This is a genomic window from uncultured Cyclobacterium sp. (assembly GCF_963977555.1).
Classification (GTDB): Bacteria; Bacteroidota; Bacteroidia; order Cytophagales; family Cyclobacteriaceae; genus Cyclobacterium.
This window is the reverse complement of the sequence record NZ_CAXBPD010000005.1, coordinates 31,066-51,886: the sequence shown is the minus strand read 5'-3', so window position 1 is coordinate 51,886 and position 20,821 is coordinate 31,066. Positions and strand designations below refer to the sequence as shown.

Below are 20,821 nucleotides of genomic sequence, written 5' to 3'. Positions count from 1 at the left end.
TCTATGTTTAATTTAACAATCGATAAAAGGTCACTCCTTTTTCGGTTGTTAAATTATTCAAAGTCTAGTCCTTGGCGTTTACACTATTTCTTCACCTTGTTCGTGCTGACTTTTATTCTTGGATCCTGTCATACCGAAAAACTCTTTAAAGGTAAAAATCCTTATGTGGCCTACTCTGATGCTTTAAAGAAATCTGACCTTCAGGAATACAAAATTATTCAGCAATGGATGAGAAATGGACAGGTTACTGTTGCAGGTAATTTACAAGCTCAAAATTTACCTCACACTGAGATGGTTTATTTTGACCCTACTAAAGCTGAGGCAGTGTTTTATCTATATGAAGTTGAAGAGGGAAGTAAGATCTCAATCAATGCCAAAGCACTTAGCGATAGTAGTACTGTTTACTTTTTAGATGTATTCAGGAGTTCACTGAGCGGTTATTCCCCTTATGTATTCTCTCAAAACCAGCGAACCATAGTCTATACTGCACAAGAAAATGCCAATCATTTACTAAGAATTCAACCTGAACTATTGGGAGGAGGGATGCTTGAAGTCAATATCAAAGTCTCCGGATCCATCGTTTTCCCCATCTCAAACATGGATGCAGGTCAAATTGCTAGTTTCTGGGGAGATGCCAGAGGGGGCGGTCGAAGACATGAAGGAGTTGATGTATTCGCTAAAAGAGGTACACCGGTGCGTGCTGTTGCTGATGGCAGGGTGAATAGATCTGATCAAAATAGACTGGGAGGTAAGGTAATCTGGCTCAATAGCGGTAACTATAACTACTATTACGCGCACCTTGATAGTCAGTTGGTAAATATTGGGCAACGTGTCAAGCTAGGTGACACTTTAGGATTGGTAGGGAATACCGGCAATGCGAGAACAACTGCCCCTCACTTACATTTCGGTATTTACAGGAAAGGAAGGGGAGCCAAAAACCCATTGCCATTTTTACAGTCGCCGAAAAACACTCAAAAAATCAGCGTTTCAGATACTGTTTCATTGAAGGATTATGGTGTGATTTCTGTTAAAGCCGGAAATTTGCGCGCTTCGCCTGCGCTCAATTCAAAAATCATTGGTACCTATTCTCAAAACACGTATTTCGATATCATGGGCAAAAGTGGTGCCTGGTTTAGAGTAAAGTTGCCAGATCAGACTATAGGCTTTGCACATCAGACTATTGTTAATATAGCTGAAAAAAGTAGCCCTGAAATAGAGGTTAAAGCCGTCGACTTGGTGTTTCAGGATTGGAGTAAATCTTGGCCTATTTCTGCCGACTATTTTATTGGCAGGGGAAATGTTTTGGGTTATTTCAAAGACATGGTACATGTTCAGTTAAAGACAGGGGCAAAAATATGGATACAGGCAAATTAATATTTACCCATAGTTTTTATTTGGGGTCGGTGAAGAGACCTCTAACTGTAAATTAGATTAGCCTAAGTTTATGTAAAGGGCCCTTAAAGAGGTATCTCACCCCTTCAAGGGCCTGTTAATAAGTGACTGTCAAAAAGCTCGTAAGACTAAATGAAAGGCTACCTCTCTTACTTTTTATTTACTTCAACATTTGTAAACCAGATGATTTTTTCTCCATTATTCATGCTATGGTCGAGGGCTATTTTGATGCCTCCAAAATCTTTCTCGTTTTCCCAGGTAAATGCACGTCCTTCTGCAGCATTCCCTTTTCTGAAAACCCATTCTTTGATCATTTTATTGTCGTCCACATAGACGTCATATGCATCTCCGGGGGTATAACCATCTTCATTGTTGTAAAGTATGGTAAGTTTTGTGGTCGTTTCATTGTTGATAGGAGAACTTTGTTCTTCAGCTATTTCTGTTGAAAACCCTTCGTCCCATGCCAGTTGGAAAGGGAATAAAAGCCAGTATTTGTCATTGATAAACTTATGATCAATTCCTTTAATTTGATCAGATTTTTCTGAAATAAGGTAAGTTGCACTGGTATCAGCATCAGTGTAGCTGACCTCTCCTTTTACAAGGTCCCATTTCCAGTCTCTAACCATCACCGTCGCGCTGTCTCTTCTCACATTCCAGGTATAGGAGATTGATTGAACCTCATCTAATTGATCATACCCGTAGGCTTGAGCGATCTGCATGGGGAGATCATCGGTGTTTACACTTTTTTCATTATTACATCCAATAAGGACAATTACGGAGAATATTATCGAGTAAAGTGCCTTTTTCATTGTTTTATTTGTTTTGGTCAGTATAGACTAATATAAGCATTAATCTCCAGCTACGGTTGGTGGTAGCTTTTTTTATTGTTTATTGTGGAGCCATTGGTACTTTTTGCCTGGGAAAGCCTTAACAAAACCAAGGAATTCTAAATTGAGAAGCTTAACGGCCAGCGTACTAATAGGTAAATTTAAATCATGGCTGAGCCAATTTACTTCTACTTCTTTTTTATCAAATATTCTTTGCAGGATTTTGCTCTCAAGTGGGTCGAGTAAGGAAGTGTCAGGAAAAACCTGCTGAGCCGGTGATTCGCCTGAAGCCATATTCCACGACAAGGAGTCAACGATTTCTTTTGAGCTCATGTAAATCCCAGCTTTCATATTTCTGATAAGATCATTGCAACCTTCACTGTATTTAGACTGAAGGTTTCCTGGAACGGCAAATACTTCTCGGTTATAACTGTAAGCTATTTCTGCTGTAATCAGAGCGCCTCCTTTTTTAGCCGCTTCTACTACTATTAAAGCATCTGCCAATCCTGCTATAATGCGGTTTCTTTGGGGGAAATTGCCTGGGCTCATTTCTGTCCCAAGTTTGTACTCAGTGAGCAAGCCGCCATTCTCTTTCATTTGTTCGGCGATTTTTTTGTGAATCGATGGATAGATGGTGTTAAGATCAGAACCCATGACCCCTATGGTAGGTAGGTTTCTAGCCAAAGCAGCCCTATGGGCTTCCACGTCTATCCCGTAGGCAAGTCCACTGATAATAGTTGGCTGAAACCTCGACAGTTCCTCCGTAATTTGTTGCGTTACATTTTTACCATATTGGGTGGCTTTTCTAGTGCCTACTATTCCAACTGTCCTATTTGGATTGGGACATAAATTACCCTTGCTAAAAAGAAGTGGAGGGCTATCAGGAATGGCTTTTAACCGACTAGGATAATTTTCCTCCATGAAACAATGAATTTGGATTTCATGTTGGTTTGCGGCATCTATTATCTTTTCTGCCTCGCTAAGATAGTTGGTTCTATGTTTTCGGTAAGCAAGTAACTTGGGACCGATACCCTGGATTCTTTCTAGTTTGCCTCGGGGTAAATTGAAAAATCCTTCTGCAGAGTCACAGTGTAGAATTATTTTCTTGTAGATATTGGGTCCCAGTTTGGGAATCAAACTGAGAGCTACTTGGTATAAGTAATCCTTATTCTGCTTGCTGCTCATTCAGATTATTTTTGATTTCCGTCAAAAAACCTCTGATTTCATGTAGTCTTTGGATCATTGCTGCTTTGTCCTGAACCTTATGCATGTCCCTTTTAATAATCTCCTGGGCACCTGTGAGCGTGTAACCTTTTTCTTTTACCAAGTGAAAAATTAACTGAATTTTTTCAATGTCGTCTATAGTAAATCTGCGGTTTCCTTTTTTGTCTTTTTTGGGTTTGATGATATCGAATTCCCCTTCCCAATACCTAATCAATGAGGTTGCTACCTTAAATCTCTCAGCCACTTCGCCGATAGAGTAATATTTTTTTTCGATATCTTTTTCCTTGTATGGCAATTCTTTGGTATTTTTTCAATCAAAAATATAAAAATTATCCCTTATTTGGAAAACAATTCCCGCTAATAATTCTATAAAACCAGCCAAACTTAATTTAAGGCAAAAAGCCCTTTCCCCAAATAGTGAGGAAAGGGCTTTTTATTATTGGTTTTAATGACTTAAGAAAGCGATTGGTTTTCTCTTGAGGCCAGTTCCAGAATTTTATCAAATTCAGTTGGTTCTAGGTCTTTAAAGAAATAATTAACAGGATTGACGTACTTCCCTTCCTTTATAACTTCATAATGAACGTGGGGAGCTGTGGAGGAGCCCGTATTGCCTACAGTTCCTATTTTGTCTCCTCTTTTAATTTTGTTCCCGACTTTCACGTTGAAATCATTCATGTGGGCATACCTGGTTTTAAAACCAAAGCCATGATCTATAACGATAGACTTGCCATAGCCTCCAAAATCTGTTCTTACCTGTTCCACCACTCCATCTCCTGTAGAATAAATAGGAGTGCCTTTAGGTGCAGAAAAATCAATCCCTGTGTGCATCTTCTTCACTTTAAGAATAGGGTGTAGTCGAATGCCATAGCCCGAAGCAAGTCTTTTTAATTCTTCATTGTGAATCGGCTGGATAGCGGGGATAGAAGCCCAATACTCTTCCTTGTTTAATGCCGTTTCAGATAATTCATTATAGGATTCCCACTGAATGAAAAGCTGTTTTTTTAATGTTTCCACCTTGTTGGAAACAGAGATTATCATCTTACCTTGGTTAAGGCCTTTTTCTTTTATTTCTTTAAACCTGTCAGATCCCCCATATCCAGCATTTCTGACAGAACTTGGGATGGGCTCAGATTCGAAAATAACGCGGTACAGGTTATCATCTCTCTCCTGAAGATCCCCCATCATGGAATTTAACTGAGCGACTTCCTTTTCAAGGAGTTCATAATAGAGATTGAGCTCTCTGTTTTCCCTTTTCAGGATCAATTCTTTGGGACTGTCAAAATAATAATGGAAAACGATAAGTATTCCGACAGCTAATATTGAGGAGAGGGATAGAAATCCTAATACATTCAATGTTACATCCCATTTACTCTTAACATACCTTTCGTATTTGCAGGTTTTGGGATCGTAATAATATTTTATTCTACTCATTTAACAAATAGTACGTTAAAACTTCTAATTTTGTAATCCGAAAAAACCCAGGAGATTAAGCTACTTTGTAGGGAAGTAGATAGTTGGGAGTTTGGTTACAAAGATAATTCAAAAACTTTAAATATTCCAAGTAATTCATTCTAAGGTAAATAAACATGAATTCCAAACAAATAAGAAGCCATTTCATTGATTTTTTTCAATCTAAAGCGCATCAGTTTGTTCCATCTGCTCCAATAGTTGTGAAAAACGATCCAACATTGATGTTTACCAATGCTGGAATGAATCAATTTAAGGATTATTTTTTAGGGAACGAAAACCCAGATCATATTCGGGTTACTAACAGTCAAAAGTGCCTCAGAGTTTCCGGAAAGCACAATGATTTGGAAGAAGTAGGTGTAGACACTTATCACCATACCATGTTTGAAATGATGGGCAATTGGTCTTTTGGTGATTATTTTAAAAAAGAAGCAATCAATTGGGCCTGGGAATTACTGACTGAAGTTTACCAATTGCCTAAAGATAGGTTGTACATCACCGTTTTTGGTGGTGATAAAGACGATAAATTAGAAGAAGATAGCGAAGCTTTTGGCTATTGGGAAGAATTAGTAGACAAGGACAGTATTCTTTATTGTTCTAAAAAAGACAATTTCTGGGAAATGGGAGAAACAGGTCCATGTGGACCCTGTTCAGAAATTCATTTTGACATGCGGTCTTTAGAAGAAATTCAAAAGACACCAGGAAGGGAACTGGTCAATGAAGACCACCCTCAGGTGATAGAAATTTGGAATTTGGTTTTCATGCAGTATAACCGATTCGCAGACGGCCATTTGAAAGAATTGCCGGCCAAGCATGTTGATACTGGATTGGGACTTGAAAGACTGGTAAGGGTAATCCAACAAAAGTCTTCTAACTACGACACTGACTTATTTGCACCATTTATAGCTAAAATGGAAAATATCTCCGGGTTCACTTATGGGGATGCTGAGAAAATTGACATTGCTTTTCGTGTAATCGTAGACCATATAAGAGCGATATCATTTACCATTGCAGATGGACAGCTGCCATCTAATAACAAAGCAGGATATGTAATTAGAAGGATTCTAAGGAGGGCAGTACGATATGGCTATACTTTTTTAGACCTCAAAACTCCTTTCTTGTTTCAATTGGTACCGGTATTGGCAGAGAAATTTGGAGAGTTTTATCCTGAAATAAATTTGCAACAAGAATTTATCGGTAAAGTTATTCAGGAAGAAGAGCTGGCATTTTTAAGGACCTTGGATAAAGGATTAAAAAACCTTGAAAACATTCAAAAGACCTTGGCAACAAAAAATGAGAATACCATTTCTGGTGAGGTGGCGTTTGAGTTGTATGATACGTACGGATTTCCATTGGATCTTACTTCTTTGATAGCTAGGGAAAATGGCCTCAGCGTTGATGAACAAGGCTTTTCAGTAGCCATGAAAGCTCAGAAAGACCGGTCGAGGTCAGCATCCAAACTTGAGACGGGTGATTGGATCAATGTGAATGATGAAGAGAGCTCTGTATTCGTGGGCTATGATACTTTAAGTGCTACAGCTCAAATCATTAAATACCGTAAGATCAAAGATAAAAACAAGGACAGGTTTCAGCTGGTCTTGACAGAAACGCCTTTCTATGCCGAAAGTGGTGGACAGGTGGGAGATACTGGGACCCTTTCAAATGATGAAGAAACCATTGTGGTTGTAGACACCACTAAAGAAAATGACTTGATTGTTCACTGGGTAGAAACATTACCTAATAACCCCGAAGCAGACTTCACTGGTAAGGTAGATGCGAAAAAGCGTGGTTTAATTAAAAGCAATCATACTGCCACTCACCTTTTACAGTCGGCTTTGAAGCAGGTAGTAGGAGATCATGTGCAACAAAAAGGATCGCTTGTTAATGATAAAGTTTTAAGGTTTGACTTTTCTCATTTTGCAAAATTAACACCAGAAGAAATACTTAAGGTGGAAGATATCGTTAATAGCAGAGTGAGGACAAATATACCATTGGACGAGAAACGTAATGTACCTATAGCTACGGCGAAAGCAATGGGTGCAACAGCACTCTTTGGAGAGAAATATGGAGAGCAGGTGCGGGTAATTACTTTTGACCCATCCTTTTCTGTGGAATTGTGTGGAGGAACCCATGTGACTTCCACAGGTGAGATAGGAATGTTTAAAATTATTTCCGAAAGCTCAATCGCTGCAGGGGTTCGAAGAATAGAGGCTGTGACGGCTTCTGGAGCTGAAGAGTATGTCAGACGGCAGTTTGAGCTTTTAGAAAACATCCAAGAAACGCTAAAGCATCCCAGGGATCTTGTGGCTGCTATAGAAGGATTAATGACAGAGAGGGCTTCTTTAAGGAAGGAAATCGATGTTTTGAACCTAAAAGCTACCGATGAAATAAAAGAAACGTTAAAAAGTGAGGTAAAATCCTTCAACGGTTACAACTTAATATTAGGATTGATTAAATTGCCTAATGCTGAGGCCTTAAAAAAGCTTTCTTTTGAATTAAAAAATGAAATTGAAGATTTAGTAGCTGTATTGGCAGCAGATATTGATGGCAAACCTCAATTAGCAATTGTGGTAAACGATTTGCTTGTAAAAAACAAAGGGTTACATGCAGGTAAGATGGTGAGGGAATTAGCGGTTGAGATCAAAGGAGGGGGAGGAGGCCAGCCCTTTTATGCAACAGCAGGAGGAAAAGATTCCTCAGGTTTACCGATAGCTTTAGACAAAGCTGAAACGTTAATTCACCAGGCCTTAAAATAATTTAGCGGAATTCAATTTTTGTTCTGGGCAATGCCCTGACATTTTGGAACGATAACTGTAATAATTTAAAGATGATTGAAGAGAAGTCCACTACCTTAACGGCAGAAAACCTCAAGAATAAGTATGAGATGGTGATAGGACTGGAAGTCCATGCACAGTTGCTTACTAAAAGTAAGATGTACACTTCTGATGCAAATAGCTATGGGAAGATGCCAAACACCAATATATCGGTGATTACTTTAGGGCACCCTGGTACCTTGCCTAAAGTAAATAGAAAAGCGGTAGAATTTGCTGTGAAGATGGGATTGGCATGTAATTCTTCCATTACTAGGAAAAATGTATTTGCCCGTAAAAATTATTTTTACCCTGATCTACCTAAAGGATACCAACTGACTCAGGATAAAAACCCTATCTGTGTAGGGGGATTCGTCCCAATTACTTTAAGTAGTGGAGAGAAAAAAGAAGTGGCACTAACCCGAATCCATATGGAAGAAGATGCGGGTAAATCCATGCACTTAGCAGGAGAAGTGGACACCCTCGTAGATTTTAACAGGGCAGGTGTACCACTGATAGAAATCGTGACGGAGCCTGATATGCGCTCTTCAGAAGAAGCCTACAACCTCTTATCAGAAATCAAGAAATTGGTAGTCTATCTGGATGTGTGTGATGGGAACATGGAAGAGGGGTCTTTGAGGTGTGACGCCAATGTTTCAGTGAGACTTAAAGGAGATAAAGAACTAGGTAAGAAAGTGGAAGTGAAAAACATGAATTCCTTCCGAAATGTGGTAAGAGCTGTTGAACACGAATACGACAGGCAAATAGGATTACTTGAAAATGGTGAAAATATAATTTCAGAGACCAGAACTTTTGATGCGACCACTGGACTTACAGCAAGCATGAGGACCAAGGAAGACCTAAACGATTACAGGTACTTCCCTGAGCCGGATTTGAGTCCGGTAGTCATCTCTGAAGAATGGTTGACCTCCATTAAGGCTGAGCTACCAGTGTTACCTCGCGAATTGTTTGATAAATTTGTGAATACTTACGGGCTTCCTGAATATGATGCAGGAGTATTGACTGATCAAAAGGAAATAGCTTTATGGTTTGAATCGTTGTGTCAGCAAACCAATAATTTTAAAGCAGCTTCAAATTGGATGATGGGTCCAATTAAGTCTTATTTGAATGAATTGACTTTAAAAATTGAGGATTTCCCTTTAAGTGAATCAAAAATTGCTGAATTGATAGCCTTGATTGACGAAGGGAAAGTAAGTTATACAGTAGCATCTCAAAAAGTTTACCCTGAGTTAATCGCTCACCCAGATAAAACGCCCTACGAGATTGCAAAGGAATTAAATTTAATTCAAGATAGTAATGAGGATTCGATAAGACCTTTGATCGAAGAGGTTTTAACCCAGAACGCAGCAAAAGTACAAGAGTACAGGTCTGGTAAAAAAGGGCTTATGGGCATGTTTATGGGGCAGGTAATGAAAAAGTCTCAAGGAAAAGCAGATCCTAAACTTGCCAGCAAAATTTTAACAGAATTATTGGATAATTAATGTTATGAGATTCTTAACCAAAAGTGTATTTTCGATAGTGTTGTCAACCATGCTGCTTTATGCATGCGGAGAAGGAAAGCAAGAAGTCTTCGATGGCAAAGTAACCATCTCTGGGGAATTAAAAAATATGCCAGAAGGAGATGTAATTCTATCCCAATATGATGTGGATAAAATCTCAGTAATTGATACCATAAAAGTTGGTAATGGAGGTTCCTTTAGCCATGAAGTTAATGTCGACAATCCTAATTTTTATGACCTAGATTTGTTTGGAGAAAAGACGATTCGATTGGCGTTATTTGAGGAAGATGTTGAAGTAAACTATGATTTTGATTCTGAGGAGCTCAATGTTACTGGCTCCAAAGACAGCCAGTTACTGTTTGAAATCGATGAGTTGACTGTAAAATATCAGGAAGAGACCAATGAGTTGAATTCCGCTTTCTACGAAGCAATGACGGCGAAAGACCAAGACAAAGTTCAGGAAATCCGTGAACAGGCGATGGTTATGGGAATGAATCATGCCGAGAAAGTGAAGGGTATTATTTCGAAAACGGAAGGAAGCTTTGCAGCATTGGCAGGGTTAGGAATGTTGGACCCTGGAGAAGATTTTAATTTCATGGACAGTGTAGTAGTTGCGCTTGGGGACAAGTACCCAGATATGAAATTGATCAGTACATGGAAGCAGGAGCTGAACGAAATGAGAGCGCTATCTATCGGTCAGCCAGCACCTGAAATTTCCCTTCCCAACCCTGAAGGAAAAGTAGTGAACTTATCTGATTTAAAGGGGAAATATGTAATGATTGATTTTTGGGCTGGATGGTGCAAACCTTGCCGCGATGAAAACCCAAATGTGTTAAGACTATATAACCAATACAAGGAAGATGGATTTGAAGTGTTTGGTGTTTCTCTTGATAGAACCAGAGAAATGTGGACGAAAGCCATAGCCGAAGATGGGCTAACATGGACTCAGGTTTCTGATTTAAAATATTTTAATTCGGAAGCAGCAGCCAAGTATCAAATCAATGCTATTCCAGCCACTTACTTGCTTGATCCTGAAGGTAACATTATTGCCAAGGATTTAAGAGGAAAATCTTTGGAAAAAAAGTTGTCTGAGCTTTTCGATTAAATTGTGTATTCACCGTTAAAAAAAACTTTCATACATTTCGATATATAATGATATATTAGCATTTTGTATGAATACATCATCAATTCTTAGCTTTTTGTGCGTTTTAAGAAATTATTACCTATAATTGAGGAGGTTTACATAAAAAACGCAGATCGTTAATTTTGATAAATTTAAATACAAACCAACTTTAGTGCCGTTCATTAGTTAAATTGTGCAGATTAAAAAAATCAAACTATTCTTAAAAAAACACTTAAATCAATCATCTACTACATCGTAAAAATCTTGGGAGCTGTGGAATTACGTAAATAGAACCACCCTTAGACAAGGCTTTTACAATTAACTTAAAAACCATTCAATTCATATGAAAAAAAGGAACCTAAAATTCCCCTTTACGCGGTCATTGACTGTAATGCTATTTGTCCTATTAGCTATGGGAGCTTGTAAAAGCAAGAAAAAAGTGGTTGAGGCCCCGCCTGCACCTGTACCAGTTGAAGAGCCTGCACCAGCCCCAAAACCTGTTCCACAGCCATCAGCTGAAGAGGTAGCAGTTGGGAAATTGGAAAATTACTTTAATGCAGTAGCCAATGCTTCAAGTTTGCAAAGTGCTAACAATACTATAAGAGAAGCCTTAGGTATGTTTTCTAATCAAGATACACCTGTTTTAATTGTGATTCATGAAGAATCTGGAAGGAAAGATTACGATGAGCCTACTACGATTGAAAGGTACCTTAACTATCTTAAAGACACCAAGAAGAACCTGAACTTTATCAGCGATATCAGAATGGATGGATCCGGAAAAGTTACCGAGTTAGAATTAAGAAGAAGATAATTTAAAAAACTATAGAAAGTAAGTTATTATGAAAAAATATATTTTATCCCTGCTTATCTTTTTCCTGGCAACAAGTATTTCCGTTTTCGCACAGGATGAAAGCATCAGCCCGCAAAGAAAGCAAGCAATTGATTCCCTTGCATTAGAAAAAGTTAAAGATTTAAGTAAATACATCAGTATCATCGGAAGTAAAGAAACGCAGTTTTCTGAAGCTACTAGGGTCATGGATAGAGCCGAAGAGCTTTTCGCTCCTGATGCTGAGATGGGTGTTTCATCTGTCAATACCAACGAGGTTGCTTATTACAAAATCAGAAGGTATTTTGAAAGACTAATGGCCTTGAACTATGACAGAGTGAACATCAGCTGGTATGATATTCATTATATCTCTGACTTGGAGAGACAACCTGATGGCAGGTACGTAGGTGTTATTACCATCTACCAAAGGTTTGAAGGAACTTCACAAGAAGCAGGGTTAAACTACAGAGATACCACTAAGAAGGACATTACAATCTATGTAGAGAAAAAACAAACTCAGATTTCAGGTAGAACTATTGAATTCTGGGATGTGTTGTTGGGAGATGTGAGAGTGACTGAAACATCAGCATGAGAATAGTATTTGTTACGTTAATTACCATAATCTTATCAAATTTTTCCGCGCCGGGGCAGACTTTCAATAGCTCCGGCCGGATTGTTGATGATGGCAGGTTTGCTGCCGCTACCAAACAAGTTAATCAATTTTTCAGAAGATTTAATGCAGAGGAAAGCAAAGAAGGAGATGTAAGATATTACCCAGGTGATGAGAAATACCATGATCTAGCCTTAAGGAAGTCTTTTATTAATATTCTTTTCGACAATGAAACCTCAGGGATTAGCAATGACCTAAAGAGAGATTTTATAGGTTTTGTAACATCCGAAACCTACCCCCAATATCTTAATTTCCACAGAGGAGAATGGTTCGCTGAACTTAATACTGTTTTTACTTATAATGGTAAAAGACAAGATGTGGTATTGTTTTTGAAGTTACAACCTCAAGGACTGGGATACGAATGGGTCATAGAAAATGTAAACTTCCCTCCATTTACTGCCGCATTTGATAAACCAAAAGGCGACGAGAAAAAGTTTCTTCACCCTTTGAGTCATGAATTGGGTTTTATGAACCTAAGGAGGGCGATTGTAGACAATCCTAAACCGGAGTCTTATACCCCAGATGGTTTTGAACCAGATTACCTTACATTGTTTCTATTTGAAATAAAAAGTAAAAGATTGAAATTTGAGACAGTGAAAGATACTAAATTCCACTTTTTTCAAATTGACAAATGGTATTTTGAGTTAGGACAATTCAATAGGCCTGGTTTTAATACTGGGTGGTTGATTGCCAATTTGGTTAAATTGGAGGAAGGCGACAAAGAAATTATATTGAACTACATCTATGACAGGGATTAAAGTAAATGCATTTCTCCTGATTTTATTTTTTTGTTATGCTCCAAAAGTCCTGGCTCAGGATCTTGGAGGGTACACCAAACAGGAGATTAAAGATTTTAGCCAACAGGCTGAAGATCAAGTCCGATTCTTACAATATTTTCTTAATACCGTAGGTAGTGGTGAAACCTCTGCCAGGGATAAAGATGTTATTATTAGGGAAAGCTATAAAAAAATCTTCCGAGATGAGAACGTACAGATAGAGGACGATTTGCTACTGGATAGGCAAGTTATTACCAATAAAAGTGTAGTAGCTTATTTAAAAGACATTGAGTTTTTCTTCAAAGATGCTGCATTCGAGTTTAAGATCAAAGAGGTAAAACCAAAAGTAAATGATAACGAGGACCTGTTTTTTGAGATTTCGTTGGATAGAACGCTAACTGGTCTGGGGCTCGAGAATGAGAGCATCGAAAACACCAAACGGCGTTTTGTAGAAATTAATCTGGACAGAAATTCTAACGAACTTAAAATCGCAAGTATTTATACGACCAAACTAAGTCGAGATGATGAGCTGTTGGAATGGTGGAGTGGCCTTTCTCTTGAATGGGAAACATTACTAAGAGAAAAATTTGCGATTACCGACGATTCTGTTCAGCTAGATATGTTGTACAAAATATCGGCGCTAGATACACTTGACCTCTCAGGGAATAAGTTGTTGGTAGATATAGCCCCTATACATGTGTTTAGGGATTTAACCTATGTAGACATTAGTCATACACAGATTCAGGAACTTAGCCCAATCAGCAATATCACGTTTCTTTCCTATTTGGACATATCCAATACACCTACGGTTGATATTCAATTTATCAAATATTCCGACAAGCTTAAATACCTTGATATCTCAGGTACAAAAGTGACCAATATTGATGAACTAACCAGTCTTAAAAATCTACAGACTTTCAAAGCCGCAAAAGCGCCACTAAGAGGTTTTGGAGTGTTGGAGCACTTTACTCAGCTCGAAACGCTGGATCTTGATGAAAGTGGTTTCAATAATATAGAAAACTTAAAAAGCCTATCTCAGCTAAAGGAATTGAATATTAGAGGTAACTACCTGATCAATTTTGGGTTTTTGTCCGAGTTGAAAGAATTGGAAGAGATTAACCTTGAGGAAACCAATATTCTTGACCTTTCTCCTTTGTCTTCTTTGCCTTCACTTTGGCGTGTAAATATCAATGGAACGGAAGTCAGCCAGCTAAATCCAATAAATGGATCTAAATCTGTAAAAAGGATCTATGCAGACCGAACCAGTATCTCTGAGAATGCTGCGGAAATATTTGCTAGAAGCAATAGAGGCATTTTGTTGATTCACAACGTTGAAAATCTTCAGACCTGGTGGCAAACACTTCCTGATGGGTGGAACCAGGTTTTTGTTGAAAAATCACCAGCTCTAGGACAAGGCAAACCTACAATTGAAGCGCTCTCTGCTTTGGTGAACATGGATTCCCTGAATTTAGACAATAGCAAAGTGATAAATCTAAGGCCTGCGCTTAAGTTTAAAAGTGTTACCTTTTTATCACTTAAAAACACCATGATAGAAGACCTTTCTCCATTGGCAGAAATGAAGAATTTGTTGCATATTGATGGCGATTATAGCGCAGTAAATAACCTCAATGCATTGCAAGAACTTACAGGGCTAAAAAGGCTTTCCTTTCAGGGAACCAGCATAGAATCTGTCGAGCCCCTTAAAAATCTACCTTCTTTGGATTTTATTAACTTGGACAATACGAAAGTTCCAGACTGGGATGTACAAGAGCTCGCTAGCTTGTTGCCACAAACCAATGTAATATTTAGAACAGAAGCTTTGTTGACCTGGTGGGAAAATTTGACTCCCGAATGGAAAAGTTTGTTTTCAAGGTATTATGATCTTAAAGAAAATCCCGATACCTGGGCATTGCATAAAGCCACTTCAAGTGCCAAACTGGACATTGGTGGGGATAATATATCAAATTTAGAACCGCTTCTTGTATTTTTTAATATAAGAGAATTAAAAATCAATAATGTACCGCTCCAGGATCCTTCAGCCATTGCCAGATTAGAGAAGCTTGAGTTGCTTGAAATTACAGAGTCACCTTTTAGAGATTTAACTGTAGTAAGCCCACTGTTAGTGCTTGAGACACTTAATGTATCCAATACTGCTGTAAGCGAGCTTGAGCCTATAAGCGACCTAAAGAGGTTAAAGCATTTGAATTTGTCAGGTACCAATATATCGAATCTTAAAGGACTCGAAATGCTCTATGATCTTCGGACCTTGGATATTGCCAGTACTGGGGTGAGAAGTGTTAAGCAAATTACCCATCTCCTGAATTTGGAAAGATTGGTTTGTTTTAATACAAGGCTGAGTTCTCGATCAGTTGAAAAATTTCAAAATGAATTACCAAACTGTGAAGTGAGGTACTATTAAATATGACAAAAAAAAATCCCCGACTAAATCGGGGATTTTTTTTATTCCTTTAAGAAGGATGTGAGCATCCAGTGGTGTAATTCTAAACTTTTGATAAATGCAACGAGCATATCCTCAGTAGCCTTGTCACCCAAATCAGCTACTTTAATAGCACACTCATCCATGCTGTCTACTAGCATTTGAAAATCCCTAAGCACTTCTTCAACCATCTCTTTAGAGCTTAAGTCCGTACCAACCTCCTTAATGTCAGCTTTTTCTAGGTAAACTTTCATAAGACTGTAAGGAGTCATTCCAAAAACTCTAATACGTTCAGCTATCAAGTCAATGTTTGCAAATGACTCATCGTATAGTTCTTCAAATTTTTCATGAAGATCAAAGAAATCGCCACCAGTTACATTCCAGTGAAAATTCCTTAGTTTTTGATAATGGACATGATAATTGGCTAAAAGTTGATTCAACGAAGCCACTATTTTTTCGGAATCGTCCTTGTTGTAACCTAGTTTTTTAAAAACTCGTTTTTCTCCTTTATCGCTCATAATATTCGATTTTACTTTATAAGTTATTCAATTTTCTTGTACAGTTATGCCCATAAACTATGCCAATCCGATAATATTTCCTTGATAAATTTCAATTTGCCTAAGAAATTATCTTTTATAGTGCTTTAATATCTATAAACCTGAGTTTGATTTAAAATCCTCCTAAAAAAGCGGCTATAGCGTCACCGCGATTTCTGTTGAAAGGGTTTCTGAGGTTGGAAAGGGGGAGGCAGTCACCTTTTGCTGGGTATTCTTAGGCTTTCTCCCCATAAAGCCCTTCATTAGCCTACCGAAGACGATTCTCCATGTTAATAGGTCGAACTCAGGTTAGAATTTTCTTAGGGAATGCTAATTCCCTAACCTAGGCTGTCCATTAGAATTAAAATGGCGTCTATTATTTGGAAGTAGTGACCAATAGCTAATCAGCCAAATTTAAGACTTAATTAAAAAGTTGCTAGTTGGCTACATTTTAAATTGGTTGATCAATAATAGAATGCACATTGGACTTGTCGATTCAGTAAAAACAGGCCTTACTGCTTTAATACTAAATTTAAATTTTTTTGTGTCCCACAATAGAAGGGCTATGAAGTGTGAGAACTGGCTAGATATTACTTGTGGATTAATTGATTTAGACTCATTCTTAAAATCCCTCCCATGTTTTTGCAGCGTAGAAAGGCAGGATTATTATAATGTCTGGCCAATTCATTTTTAAGGGTTTCAATATTTGACTCTTTAGAAAGAACATCCTTCTCCATACTATTCAAAATATCCGTAATTTCTTTAGGTGAACTTGTAAGCCTGGTGGCAATCAGCGCTCGCTCTTCTTTTTGATATTGCGCCATGGATTCTTTGGTAATGTGCTTGATTCCCAGTTGAATGAGTGCGTTGTTTTGTTTAAAGAATTGTGGTAGATAAATGGACTTTTTGCCTTCATAGGACTGTTGGTCAAAGTCAATAGAACGTATTCTGTAATGTGTTTCTTCAAAATCTGGAGTTACATCTATTACAAAATTTGAAGAATGCATGTCTCCCAATAAACGAACAAAGCACCGTTCATTGAACTTTACAAATTCTTTTGACAACCTGATTGGATTAAGCAGAGGGTCATGAAGCTGTTGCTTCATAAATTGCTCACCAGGAATCCCTGCTATATGCTCTTCAATAAGGGTATCCCTATATACCAGGTAGCCAATTCTATTGGGAGACAATAGGTGCTCTAATCCCAGGCCATATACCCTAGACGCATCGGCATTTTTGATATAGAAATAATCAAAATTATCATTGATACGGTTGACAATCCTTACCCTAAAGGGTTGTGTATTTCCGTAAGTGCATAGGTCTATCCTGTCCACATATAGGTGCTGCATGACAGTCATGTCACCATCTGCTTTTAGCAAGGCGTAAATTTTCTTTACTTTATAATGGATCTCATTTCGGTCGGACTCATCGTAAAATACCGTTTCCCATAAGGTGTCATTGTCTTTAAAGTCATAGAGGGCAATGGAGTTAGTATACCTGAGCAATTCCTTGTAGTGTATGGGAATATCTACTTCACGGCCATATTTAACAAGGTATTTCCTCAGGTTTTCACTTATGGGGTAAACGATCTTTTTTTTGCTAATAACTGCCATATTTAACTTTTTAGATGGCCATTACATTTTATCTTCTATTATTCGTTCTTGTTTTTTTAGTTTTCTGTCAAATAAGAAAGGGCCAAATGGAAGTATAGAGGCAATCAGCCCCATCAAAGCAATTCTGAAAGGCCATTTTAATTTCCGCGAAGTAGGGAACATGACCAAAATATACAGAACAAAAAGCACCCCATGAATCCAACCTACATAGGTGACCATTGCTGGTAAATCAAAAATGTATTTTAATGGCATTGCAATAAAAATCAGTACCAACATGGAGATACCTTCTGTAATACTTACTATTCTAAATCGGTGCAAGATGCCCAATCGTTCTTCATTTGTCATTTTACTTTTGTTTAATATTGAAAAATACTTGTAGGGTATCCCATAGTTTTCTTTTCAGAGATACATTTTTTTCTAATCCTTCCAAATCATCCGCAAAGAAATAATCCAGTGACTCTTGTGTGATGTGATAATTGTCTTTTTTCAGACGCATCAAGTGATGGTAAATGGTCCCGAAAACGATCAGCTTGTCTGGGTTTAATTGCTCCAAGGGGTCCTCATTACTGCCTTTTAAGGAATGCTCCGACATCAAAGCAATGTCCTTCAGTGAAAGGTTTACAGCACTAAATACTTTGAGTAGAAAAGCCCTGTTGCTCTCTTTTAATTCCTCTCCTTCATAAATTATCAGAATTGATTTTTGGAATCCTCCTTCGTAGGGGATAGGTTCAGGATCGTGCTCTACTACTATAGGCTGCAAATCTGGTTCACTCGCTACAACCTGATCCGTTGAGGTATTCAAATCTAATCTGGAGGCCATTTTATTGACGGCAAGTTTTTCATTGACTTCTCCTTTGATCACAAAGAGCTCATCCGTCAGAAATAAAGACAGTTCTTTTAAATTCATTTTATAGGAATTTTCATATCAAATTACAAAAACTATTCCTTTTGACTGATCTCTTCTAAGTCAAAAAGCGATTTCAATTCCGTTGCATCCTGTGGATTCATCCTTTTAGCCAGTATCAGCCTCAATTGCCTTCGTCTTAAAGCGCCTTTATAAAGCTCTTCTTCTTGCTCATTTAGAGGTCTCAGTTCAGGTACTTTTGCAGGCTTTCCATCAGAGTCTACTGCCACAAAGGTGAAAAATGCTTTGTGAGAGGAATATTTTCTGTTGGCGGGAATGTCTTCAGCTATTACCTCTATGTATACTTCCATGGAGGTACTGAAAGCCCTGGTAACCTGAGCATGTAAAGTAACTACATTGCCCAAGGCTATAGGGCTTTTAAATGAAATATTATCCACTGAAGCTGTCACTACGATGGAGTTAGAATGGCGTTGTGCAGCTATAGCAGCCACGACATCCATCCAATGCATTAATTTACCACCCATTAAATTGTTCAACGTGTTGGTATCATTCGGTAATACCATCTCTGTCTTGATGACCTCCGAATCCTTAACATGCTTGTGTGTTTCTTTCATAAGCCCTGGGTTTATTCCCAACCTTCATCTCCCAATAGAGGGACAAATGAAAAGTTGTCAAAGGTCTCTTTTAAAATCTTTTTATTAGTTTGTTTCGTGAGTTTTAGCATTTGCTGTTTTTTCCGGTCTCCAACTGGAATTACCAATACCCCACCAATATTCAATTGTTGCAACAATGCTTTTGGAACCACCGGAGCACCTGCGGTCACTATAATTTTATCAAAAGGAGCCTGCTCTGGTAATCCCAGACTTCCATCTCCATGATAATGTTTTACTTTTACCCCTATTTTAGGTAAAAATCTTTTCGTCCTTTCGTACAATACTTTATTAAATTCTATGGTGTGAAGCCTTGCTCCTAGACAATACAAAATCCCTGCCTGATATCCAGAACCTGTACCTATTTCAAGTACTTTTTCTCCAGGTGCTATGTTTAAGAGTTCACTTTGAAAGGCTACTGTGTAAGGTTGGGAAATGGTTTGGCCTTCTCCTATAGGGAATGCCTTGTCTTCATAGGCATGGCTAAGTAGGGCGGAATCAAAAAAGAAATGCCTGGGAACATTGTTGAATGCCTCCAAGATTGCCTTATTGCTAATGCCTTTGTTTCGCAATGTTTTAATTAACTCTCTTCGTTTGCCTTTATGTAAGTAGCTGTCTTCCAGTTTTAACATTTGTTTGGGCCTGTCATATACTGATTGAATTGCTAAGTTAATGCTAAAAATGCCTTACTTTGTCATTGAAACAGGAATTTATCCGTTGGTATTCTAGTTTAGTTCGGATTTTAGGAAGGGTTGCTAAACAAAGAGGGAAAGGACATAAATACGAGCTGGCTCAGATACTAAATCAAATTTACAGCGGGGTATCCTGCGAAGGAAGAAAGCTAAGCCCAATTTTCAAATTAATTAAAGGAAATTTGATTATCCGCGACCTGTTCGTTTTATAGCATCACGTAAGAAATAGAAAAATGTTTACTGGAATTATCGAATCATTAGGAAAAGTCAAGAGGATAACAAAAGAAGGGAGCAATATCCACTTTGATGTTACTAGTAGCCTTGCATCAGAGCTGAAAATAGACCAATCCTTAAGTCACAATGGTGTCTGTTTAACTGTAGTAGCTGTGAATGCAAATGAATATAGGGTAACGGCCATAGATGAAACCCTTCAGAAAACCAACCTTGGAAAATTAACGGAGGGTGCTTTGGTGAATTTGGAAAGGTGCATGGCTGCAGATGGACGCTTTGATGGGCATATTGTTCAAGGACATGTGGACCAAACAGGAGTATTGCAATCAGTTGATACTGTAGACGGAAGTTGGGTTTTTACCTTTTCTTATGATGCTCAAATAGGAAACGTAACTGTAGAAAAAGGATCAATTTGTGTCAATGGCACCAGCTTGACTTGCTTTGATTCCAAAAAAGGACTTTTTAGTGTAGCGATCATACCCTATACATATGAAAATACAAATTTTCACTTATTACAACCAGGAGATATCGTTAACCTTGAATTTGACATTATAGGAAAGTACATTCATAGGGTACTCAAGGGGTATTGAGGCTGGCTCGGTTTTCCCAAAGTGTTTTTACTTTGACTGTTGCCCAATAGATCAACCAACCGATAAATACGCCAATTGATGCCCCTACGAGAATATCAAGAGGGTAATGTACACCAAGATAAATCCTTGAATAGGAGACTATAGCAGCCCAAAGGAATAACCAACTAAACCCTGGGATTCTGTTTTTACCTACTTTATAAAGGAATGCTGCCAAGGCAAAAGTATTTGCAGCATGGGAGGATGCAAAACCATACCTGCCTCCACATCCGGAATAATTTAAGATGATGTCTTGCCAGCGGGGATCGTGGCAGGGGCGCAGCCTTTCAAAATAAGGTTTCATAAATCCAGAAGTAAATTGGTCCGCCATCCATATTACGATTATCAATCCCACTAGGTACCAAAGTCCATTGCCTTTGTATTCTCTGAAAATGAGGTACAATAGGAATGCATATAAAGGTATCCAGATGTACTTGCCGGTAATGGCCAACATTAATGGGTCAAGCCAAGAAGCATGAATTTGGTTTAAAAAAAGAAACAGTTGTTCATCCCAGTTTAAAATACTTTCGATCATT

General features: G+C 38.1%; 20 protein-coding genes. 9 read left to right on the top strand and 11 right to left on the bottom strand.

The window, feature by feature from the left end; all coding sequences use genetic code 11:
- Positions 1-3: 3 nt before the first annotated feature.
- On the top strand, positions 4-1,374 hold the full coding sequence (locus AAC073_RS07485; protein WP_339923229.1) for a M23 family metallopeptidase: 1,371 nt from the start codon (positions 4-6) through the stop codon (positions 1,372-1,374).
- Between the two features lie 167 nt (positions 1,375-1,541).
- Here AAC073_RS07485 and AAC073_RS07480 read toward each other — a convergent pair whose 3' ends face one another.
- The 4 genes from AAC073_RS07480 to AAC073_RS07465 all read right to left on the bottom strand — a co-directional run bounded on the left by AAC073_RS07480 (position 1,542) and on the right by AAC073_RS07465 (position 4,874).
- Positions 1,542-2,201 carry a hypothetical protein gene (locus AAC073_RS07480; RefSeq protein WP_339923228.1) on the bottom strand — a complete coding sequence of 220 codons (660 nt, stop codon included), beginning with the start codon at positions 2,199-2,201 and terminating at the stop codon, positions 1,542-1,544.
- Positions 2,202-2,273: 72 nt separating this feature from the next.
- Positions 2,274-3,404 (bottom strand): DNA-processing protein DprA, encoded by a 1,131-nt coding sequence (dprA, locus tag AAC073_RS07475; protein WP_339923227.1) that lies wholly within the window; start codon positions 3,402-3,404, stop codon positions 2,274-2,276.
- Positions 3,385-3,738, bottom strand: coding sequence for a MerR family transcriptional regulator (locus AAC073_RS07470; RefSeq protein WP_339923226.1), 354 nt, complete (start codon positions 3,736-3,738; stop codon positions 3,385-3,387). Before AAC073_RS07470 ends, dprA begins: the two co-directional genes overlap by 20 nt.
- Positions 3,739-3,896: 158 nt before the next feature.
- A complete protein-coding gene (locus AAC073_RS07465; RefSeq protein WP_339923225.1) occupies positions 3,897-4,874 on the bottom strand; it encodes a M23 family metallopeptidase in 978 nt (325 codons plus the stop codon).
- A 155-nt stretch (positions 4,875-5,029) separates the two neighbouring features.
- Here AAC073_RS07465 and alaS point away from each other — a divergent pair, with 155 nt between their 5' ends.
- The 7 genes from alaS (at position 5,030) to AAC073_RS07430 (ending at position 15,054) form a co-directional block, all read left to right on the top strand.
- A complete protein-coding gene (gene alaS, locus AAC073_RS07460) occupies positions 5,030-7,666 on the top strand; it encodes an alanine--tRNA ligase (protein WP_339923224.1) in 2,637 nt (878 codons plus the stop codon).
- Between the two features lie 71 nt (positions 7,667-7,737).
- A complete protein-coding gene (gatB, locus tag AAC073_RS07455; protein WP_339923223.1) occupies positions 7,738-9,222 on the top strand; it encodes an Asp-tRNA(Asn)/Glu-tRNA(Gln) amidotransferase subunit GatB in 1,485 nt (494 codons plus the stop codon).
- Positions 9,223-9,226: 4 nt separating this feature from the next.
- Entirely contained in the window at positions 9,227-10,345 is a 1,119-nt protein-coding gene (locus tag AAC073_RS07450) for a TlpA disulfide reductase family protein (RefSeq protein WP_339923222.1), read from the top strand.
- 361 nt (positions 10,346-10,706) lie between these two features.
- Complete coding sequence (locus AAC073_RS07445; RefSeq protein WP_339923221.1) at positions 10,707-11,174, top strand: nucleoid-structuring protein H-NS; 468 nt, start codon at positions 10,707-10,709, stop codon at positions 11,172-11,174.
- A gap of 28 nt (positions 11,175-11,202) precedes the next feature.
- Complete coding sequence (locus AAC073_RS07440; protein ID WP_020889401.1) at positions 11,203-11,781, top strand: hypothetical protein; 579 nt, start codon at positions 11,203-11,205, stop codon at positions 11,779-11,781.
- A complete protein-coding gene (locus AAC073_RS07435) occupies positions 11,778-12,617 on the top strand; it encodes a hypothetical protein (RefSeq protein WP_339923220.1) in 840 nt (279 codons plus the stop codon). Before AAC073_RS07440 ends, AAC073_RS07435 begins: the two co-directional genes overlap by 4 nt.
- The gene (locus tag AAC073_RS07430; protein ID WP_339923219.1) at positions 12,604-15,054 is read left to right on the top strand and encodes a leucine-rich repeat domain-containing protein; all 2,451 of its coding nucleotides are present in this window, start codon (positions 12,604-12,606) and stop codon (positions 15,052-15,054) included. Before AAC073_RS07435 ends, AAC073_RS07430 begins: the two co-directional genes overlap by 14 nt.
- Before the next feature lie 41 nt (positions 15,055-15,095).
- Here AAC073_RS07430 and AAC073_RS07425 read toward each other — a convergent pair whose 3' ends face one another.
- The 6 genes from AAC073_RS07425 to AAC073_RS07400 all read right to left on the bottom strand — a co-directional run bounded on the left by AAC073_RS07425 (position 15,096) and on the right by AAC073_RS07400 (position 19,368).
- Entirely contained in the window at positions 15,096-15,590 is a 495-nt protein-coding gene (locus AAC073_RS07425; RefSeq protein ID WP_339923218.1) for a DNA starvation/stationary phase protection protein, read from the bottom strand.
- A gap of 608 nt (positions 15,591-16,198) precedes the next feature.
- Positions 16,199-17,221: a hypothetical protein gene (locus tag AAC073_RS07420; RefSeq protein ID WP_339923217.1), complete on the bottom strand. Its 1,023-nt coding sequence runs from the start codon at positions 17,219-17,221 to the stop codon at positions 16,199-16,201.
- Between the two features lie 21 nt (positions 17,222-17,242).
- Positions 17,243-17,566 (bottom strand): DUF3817 domain-containing protein, encoded by a 324-nt coding sequence (locus AAC073_RS07415; protein WP_339923216.1) that lies wholly within the window; start codon positions 17,564-17,566, stop codon positions 17,243-17,245.
- Position 17,567: 1 nt separating this feature from the next.
- Positions 17,568-18,128, bottom strand: coding sequence for a hypothetical protein (locus AAC073_RS07410; protein WP_339923215.1), 561 nt, complete (start codon positions 18,126-18,128; stop codon positions 17,568-17,570).
- Between the two features lie 32 nt (positions 18,129-18,160).
- Entirely contained in the window at positions 18,161-18,700 is a 540-nt protein-coding gene (locus tag AAC073_RS07405) for an acyl-CoA thioesterase (RefSeq protein ID WP_339923214.1), read from the bottom strand.
- Positions 18,701-18,711: 11 nt separating this feature from the next.
- The gene (locus AAC073_RS07400; protein WP_339923213.1) at positions 18,712-19,368 is read right to left on the bottom strand and encodes a protein-L-isoaspartate(D-aspartate) O-methyltransferase; all 657 of its coding nucleotides are present in this window, start codon (positions 19,366-19,368) and stop codon (positions 18,712-18,714) included.
- 293 nt (positions 19,369-19,661) lie between these two features.
- On the opposite strand from AAC073_RS07400, the gene AAC073_RS07395 reads away from it, so the two are divergent.
- Positions 19,662-20,249: a riboflavin synthase gene (locus AAC073_RS07395; protein ID WP_339923212.1), complete on the top strand. Its 588-nt coding sequence runs from the start codon at positions 19,662-19,664 to the stop codon at positions 20,247-20,249.
- Here the strand turns inward: AAC073_RS07395 and AAC073_RS07390 are convergent.
- On the bottom strand, positions 20,236-20,820 hold the full coding sequence (locus AAC073_RS07390) for a phosphatase PAP2 family protein (RefSeq protein WP_339923211.1): 585 nt from the start codon (positions 20,818-20,820) through the stop codon (positions 20,236-20,238). The two genes, AAC073_RS07395 and AAC073_RS07390, sit on opposite strands and share 14 nt — an antisense overlap.
- Between the last annotated feature and the right edge of the window lies 1 nt (position 20,821).

What these genes read in the sequence shown, in the direction of transcription:
- AAC073_RS07485 (WP_339923229.1), top strand. Translation starts at nt 4, where the DNA reads ATGTTTAATTTAACAATCGATAAAAGGTCACTCCTTTTTCGGTTGTTA.
- AAC073_RS07480 (WP_339923228.1), bottom strand. Translation starts at nt 2,201, where the DNA reads ATGAAAAAGGCACTTTACTCGATAATATTCTCCGTAATTGTCCTTATT.
- dprA (WP_339923227.1), bottom strand. Translation starts at nt 3,404, where the DNA reads ATGAGCAGCAAGCAGAATAAGGATTACTTATACCAAGTAGCTCTCAGT.
- AAC073_RS07465 (WP_339923225.1), bottom strand. Translation starts at nt 4,874, where the DNA reads ATGAGTAGAATAAAATATTATTACGATCCCAAAACCTGCAAATACGAA.
- alaS (WP_339923224.1), top strand. Translation starts at nt 5,030, where the DNA reads ATGAATTCCAAACAAATAAGAAGCCATTTCATTGATTTTTTTCAATCT.
- gatB (WP_339923223.1), top strand. Translation starts at nt 7,738, where the DNA reads ATGATTGAAGAGAAGTCCACTACCTTAACGGCAGAAAACCTCAAGAAT.
- AAC073_RS07450 (WP_339923222.1), top strand. Translation starts at nt 9,227, where the DNA reads ATGAGATTCTTAACCAAAAGTGTATTTTCGATAGTGTTGTCAACCATG.
- AAC073_RS07445 (WP_339923221.1), top strand. Translation starts at nt 10,707, where the DNA reads ATGAAAAAAAGGAACCTAAAATTCCCCTTTACGCGGTCATTGACTGTA.
- AAC073_RS07440 (WP_020889401.1), top strand. Translation starts at nt 11,203, where the DNA reads ATGAAAAAATATATTTTATCCCTGCTTATCTTTTTCCTGGCAACAAGT.
- AAC073_RS07435 (WP_339923220.1), top strand. Translation starts at nt 11,778, where the DNA reads ATGAGAATAGTATTTGTTACGTTAATTACCATAATCTTATCAAATTTT.
- AAC073_RS07430 (WP_339923219.1), top strand. Translation starts at nt 12,604, where the DNA reads ATGACAGGGATTAAAGTAAATGCATTTCTCCTGATTTTATTTTTTTGT.
- AAC073_RS07425 (WP_339923218.1), bottom strand. Translation starts at nt 15,590, where the DNA reads ATGAGCGATAAAGGAGAAAAACGAGTTTTTAAAAAACTAGGTTACAAC.
- AAC073_RS07420 (WP_339923217.1), bottom strand. Translation starts at nt 17,221, where the DNA reads ATGGCAGTTATTAGCAAAAAAAAGATCGTTTACCCCATAAGTGAAAAC.
- AAC073_RS07415 (WP_339923216.1), bottom strand. Translation starts at nt 17,566, where the DNA reads ATGACAAATGAAGAACGATTGGGCATCTTGCACCGATTTAGAATAGTA.
- AAC073_RS07410 (WP_339923215.1), bottom strand. Translation starts at nt 18,128, where the DNA reads ATGAATTTAAAAGAACTGTCTTTATTTCTGACGGATGAGCTCTTTGTG.
- AAC073_RS07405 (WP_339923214.1), bottom strand. Translation starts at nt 18,700, where the DNA reads ATGAAAGAAACACACAAGCATGTTAAGGATTCGGAGGTCATCAAGACA.
- AAC073_RS07400 (WP_339923213.1), bottom strand. Translation starts at nt 19,368, where the DNA reads ATGTTAAAACTGGAAGACAGCTACTTACATAAAGGCAAACGAAGAGAG.
- AAC073_RS07395 (WP_339923212.1), top strand. Translation starts at nt 19,662, where the DNA reads ATGTTTACTGGAATTATCGAATCATTAGGAAAAGTCAAGAGGATAACA.
- AAC073_RS07390 (WP_339923211.1), bottom strand. Translation starts at nt 20,820, where the DNA reads ATGATCGAAAGTATTTTAAACTGGGATGAACAACTGTTTCTTTTTTTA.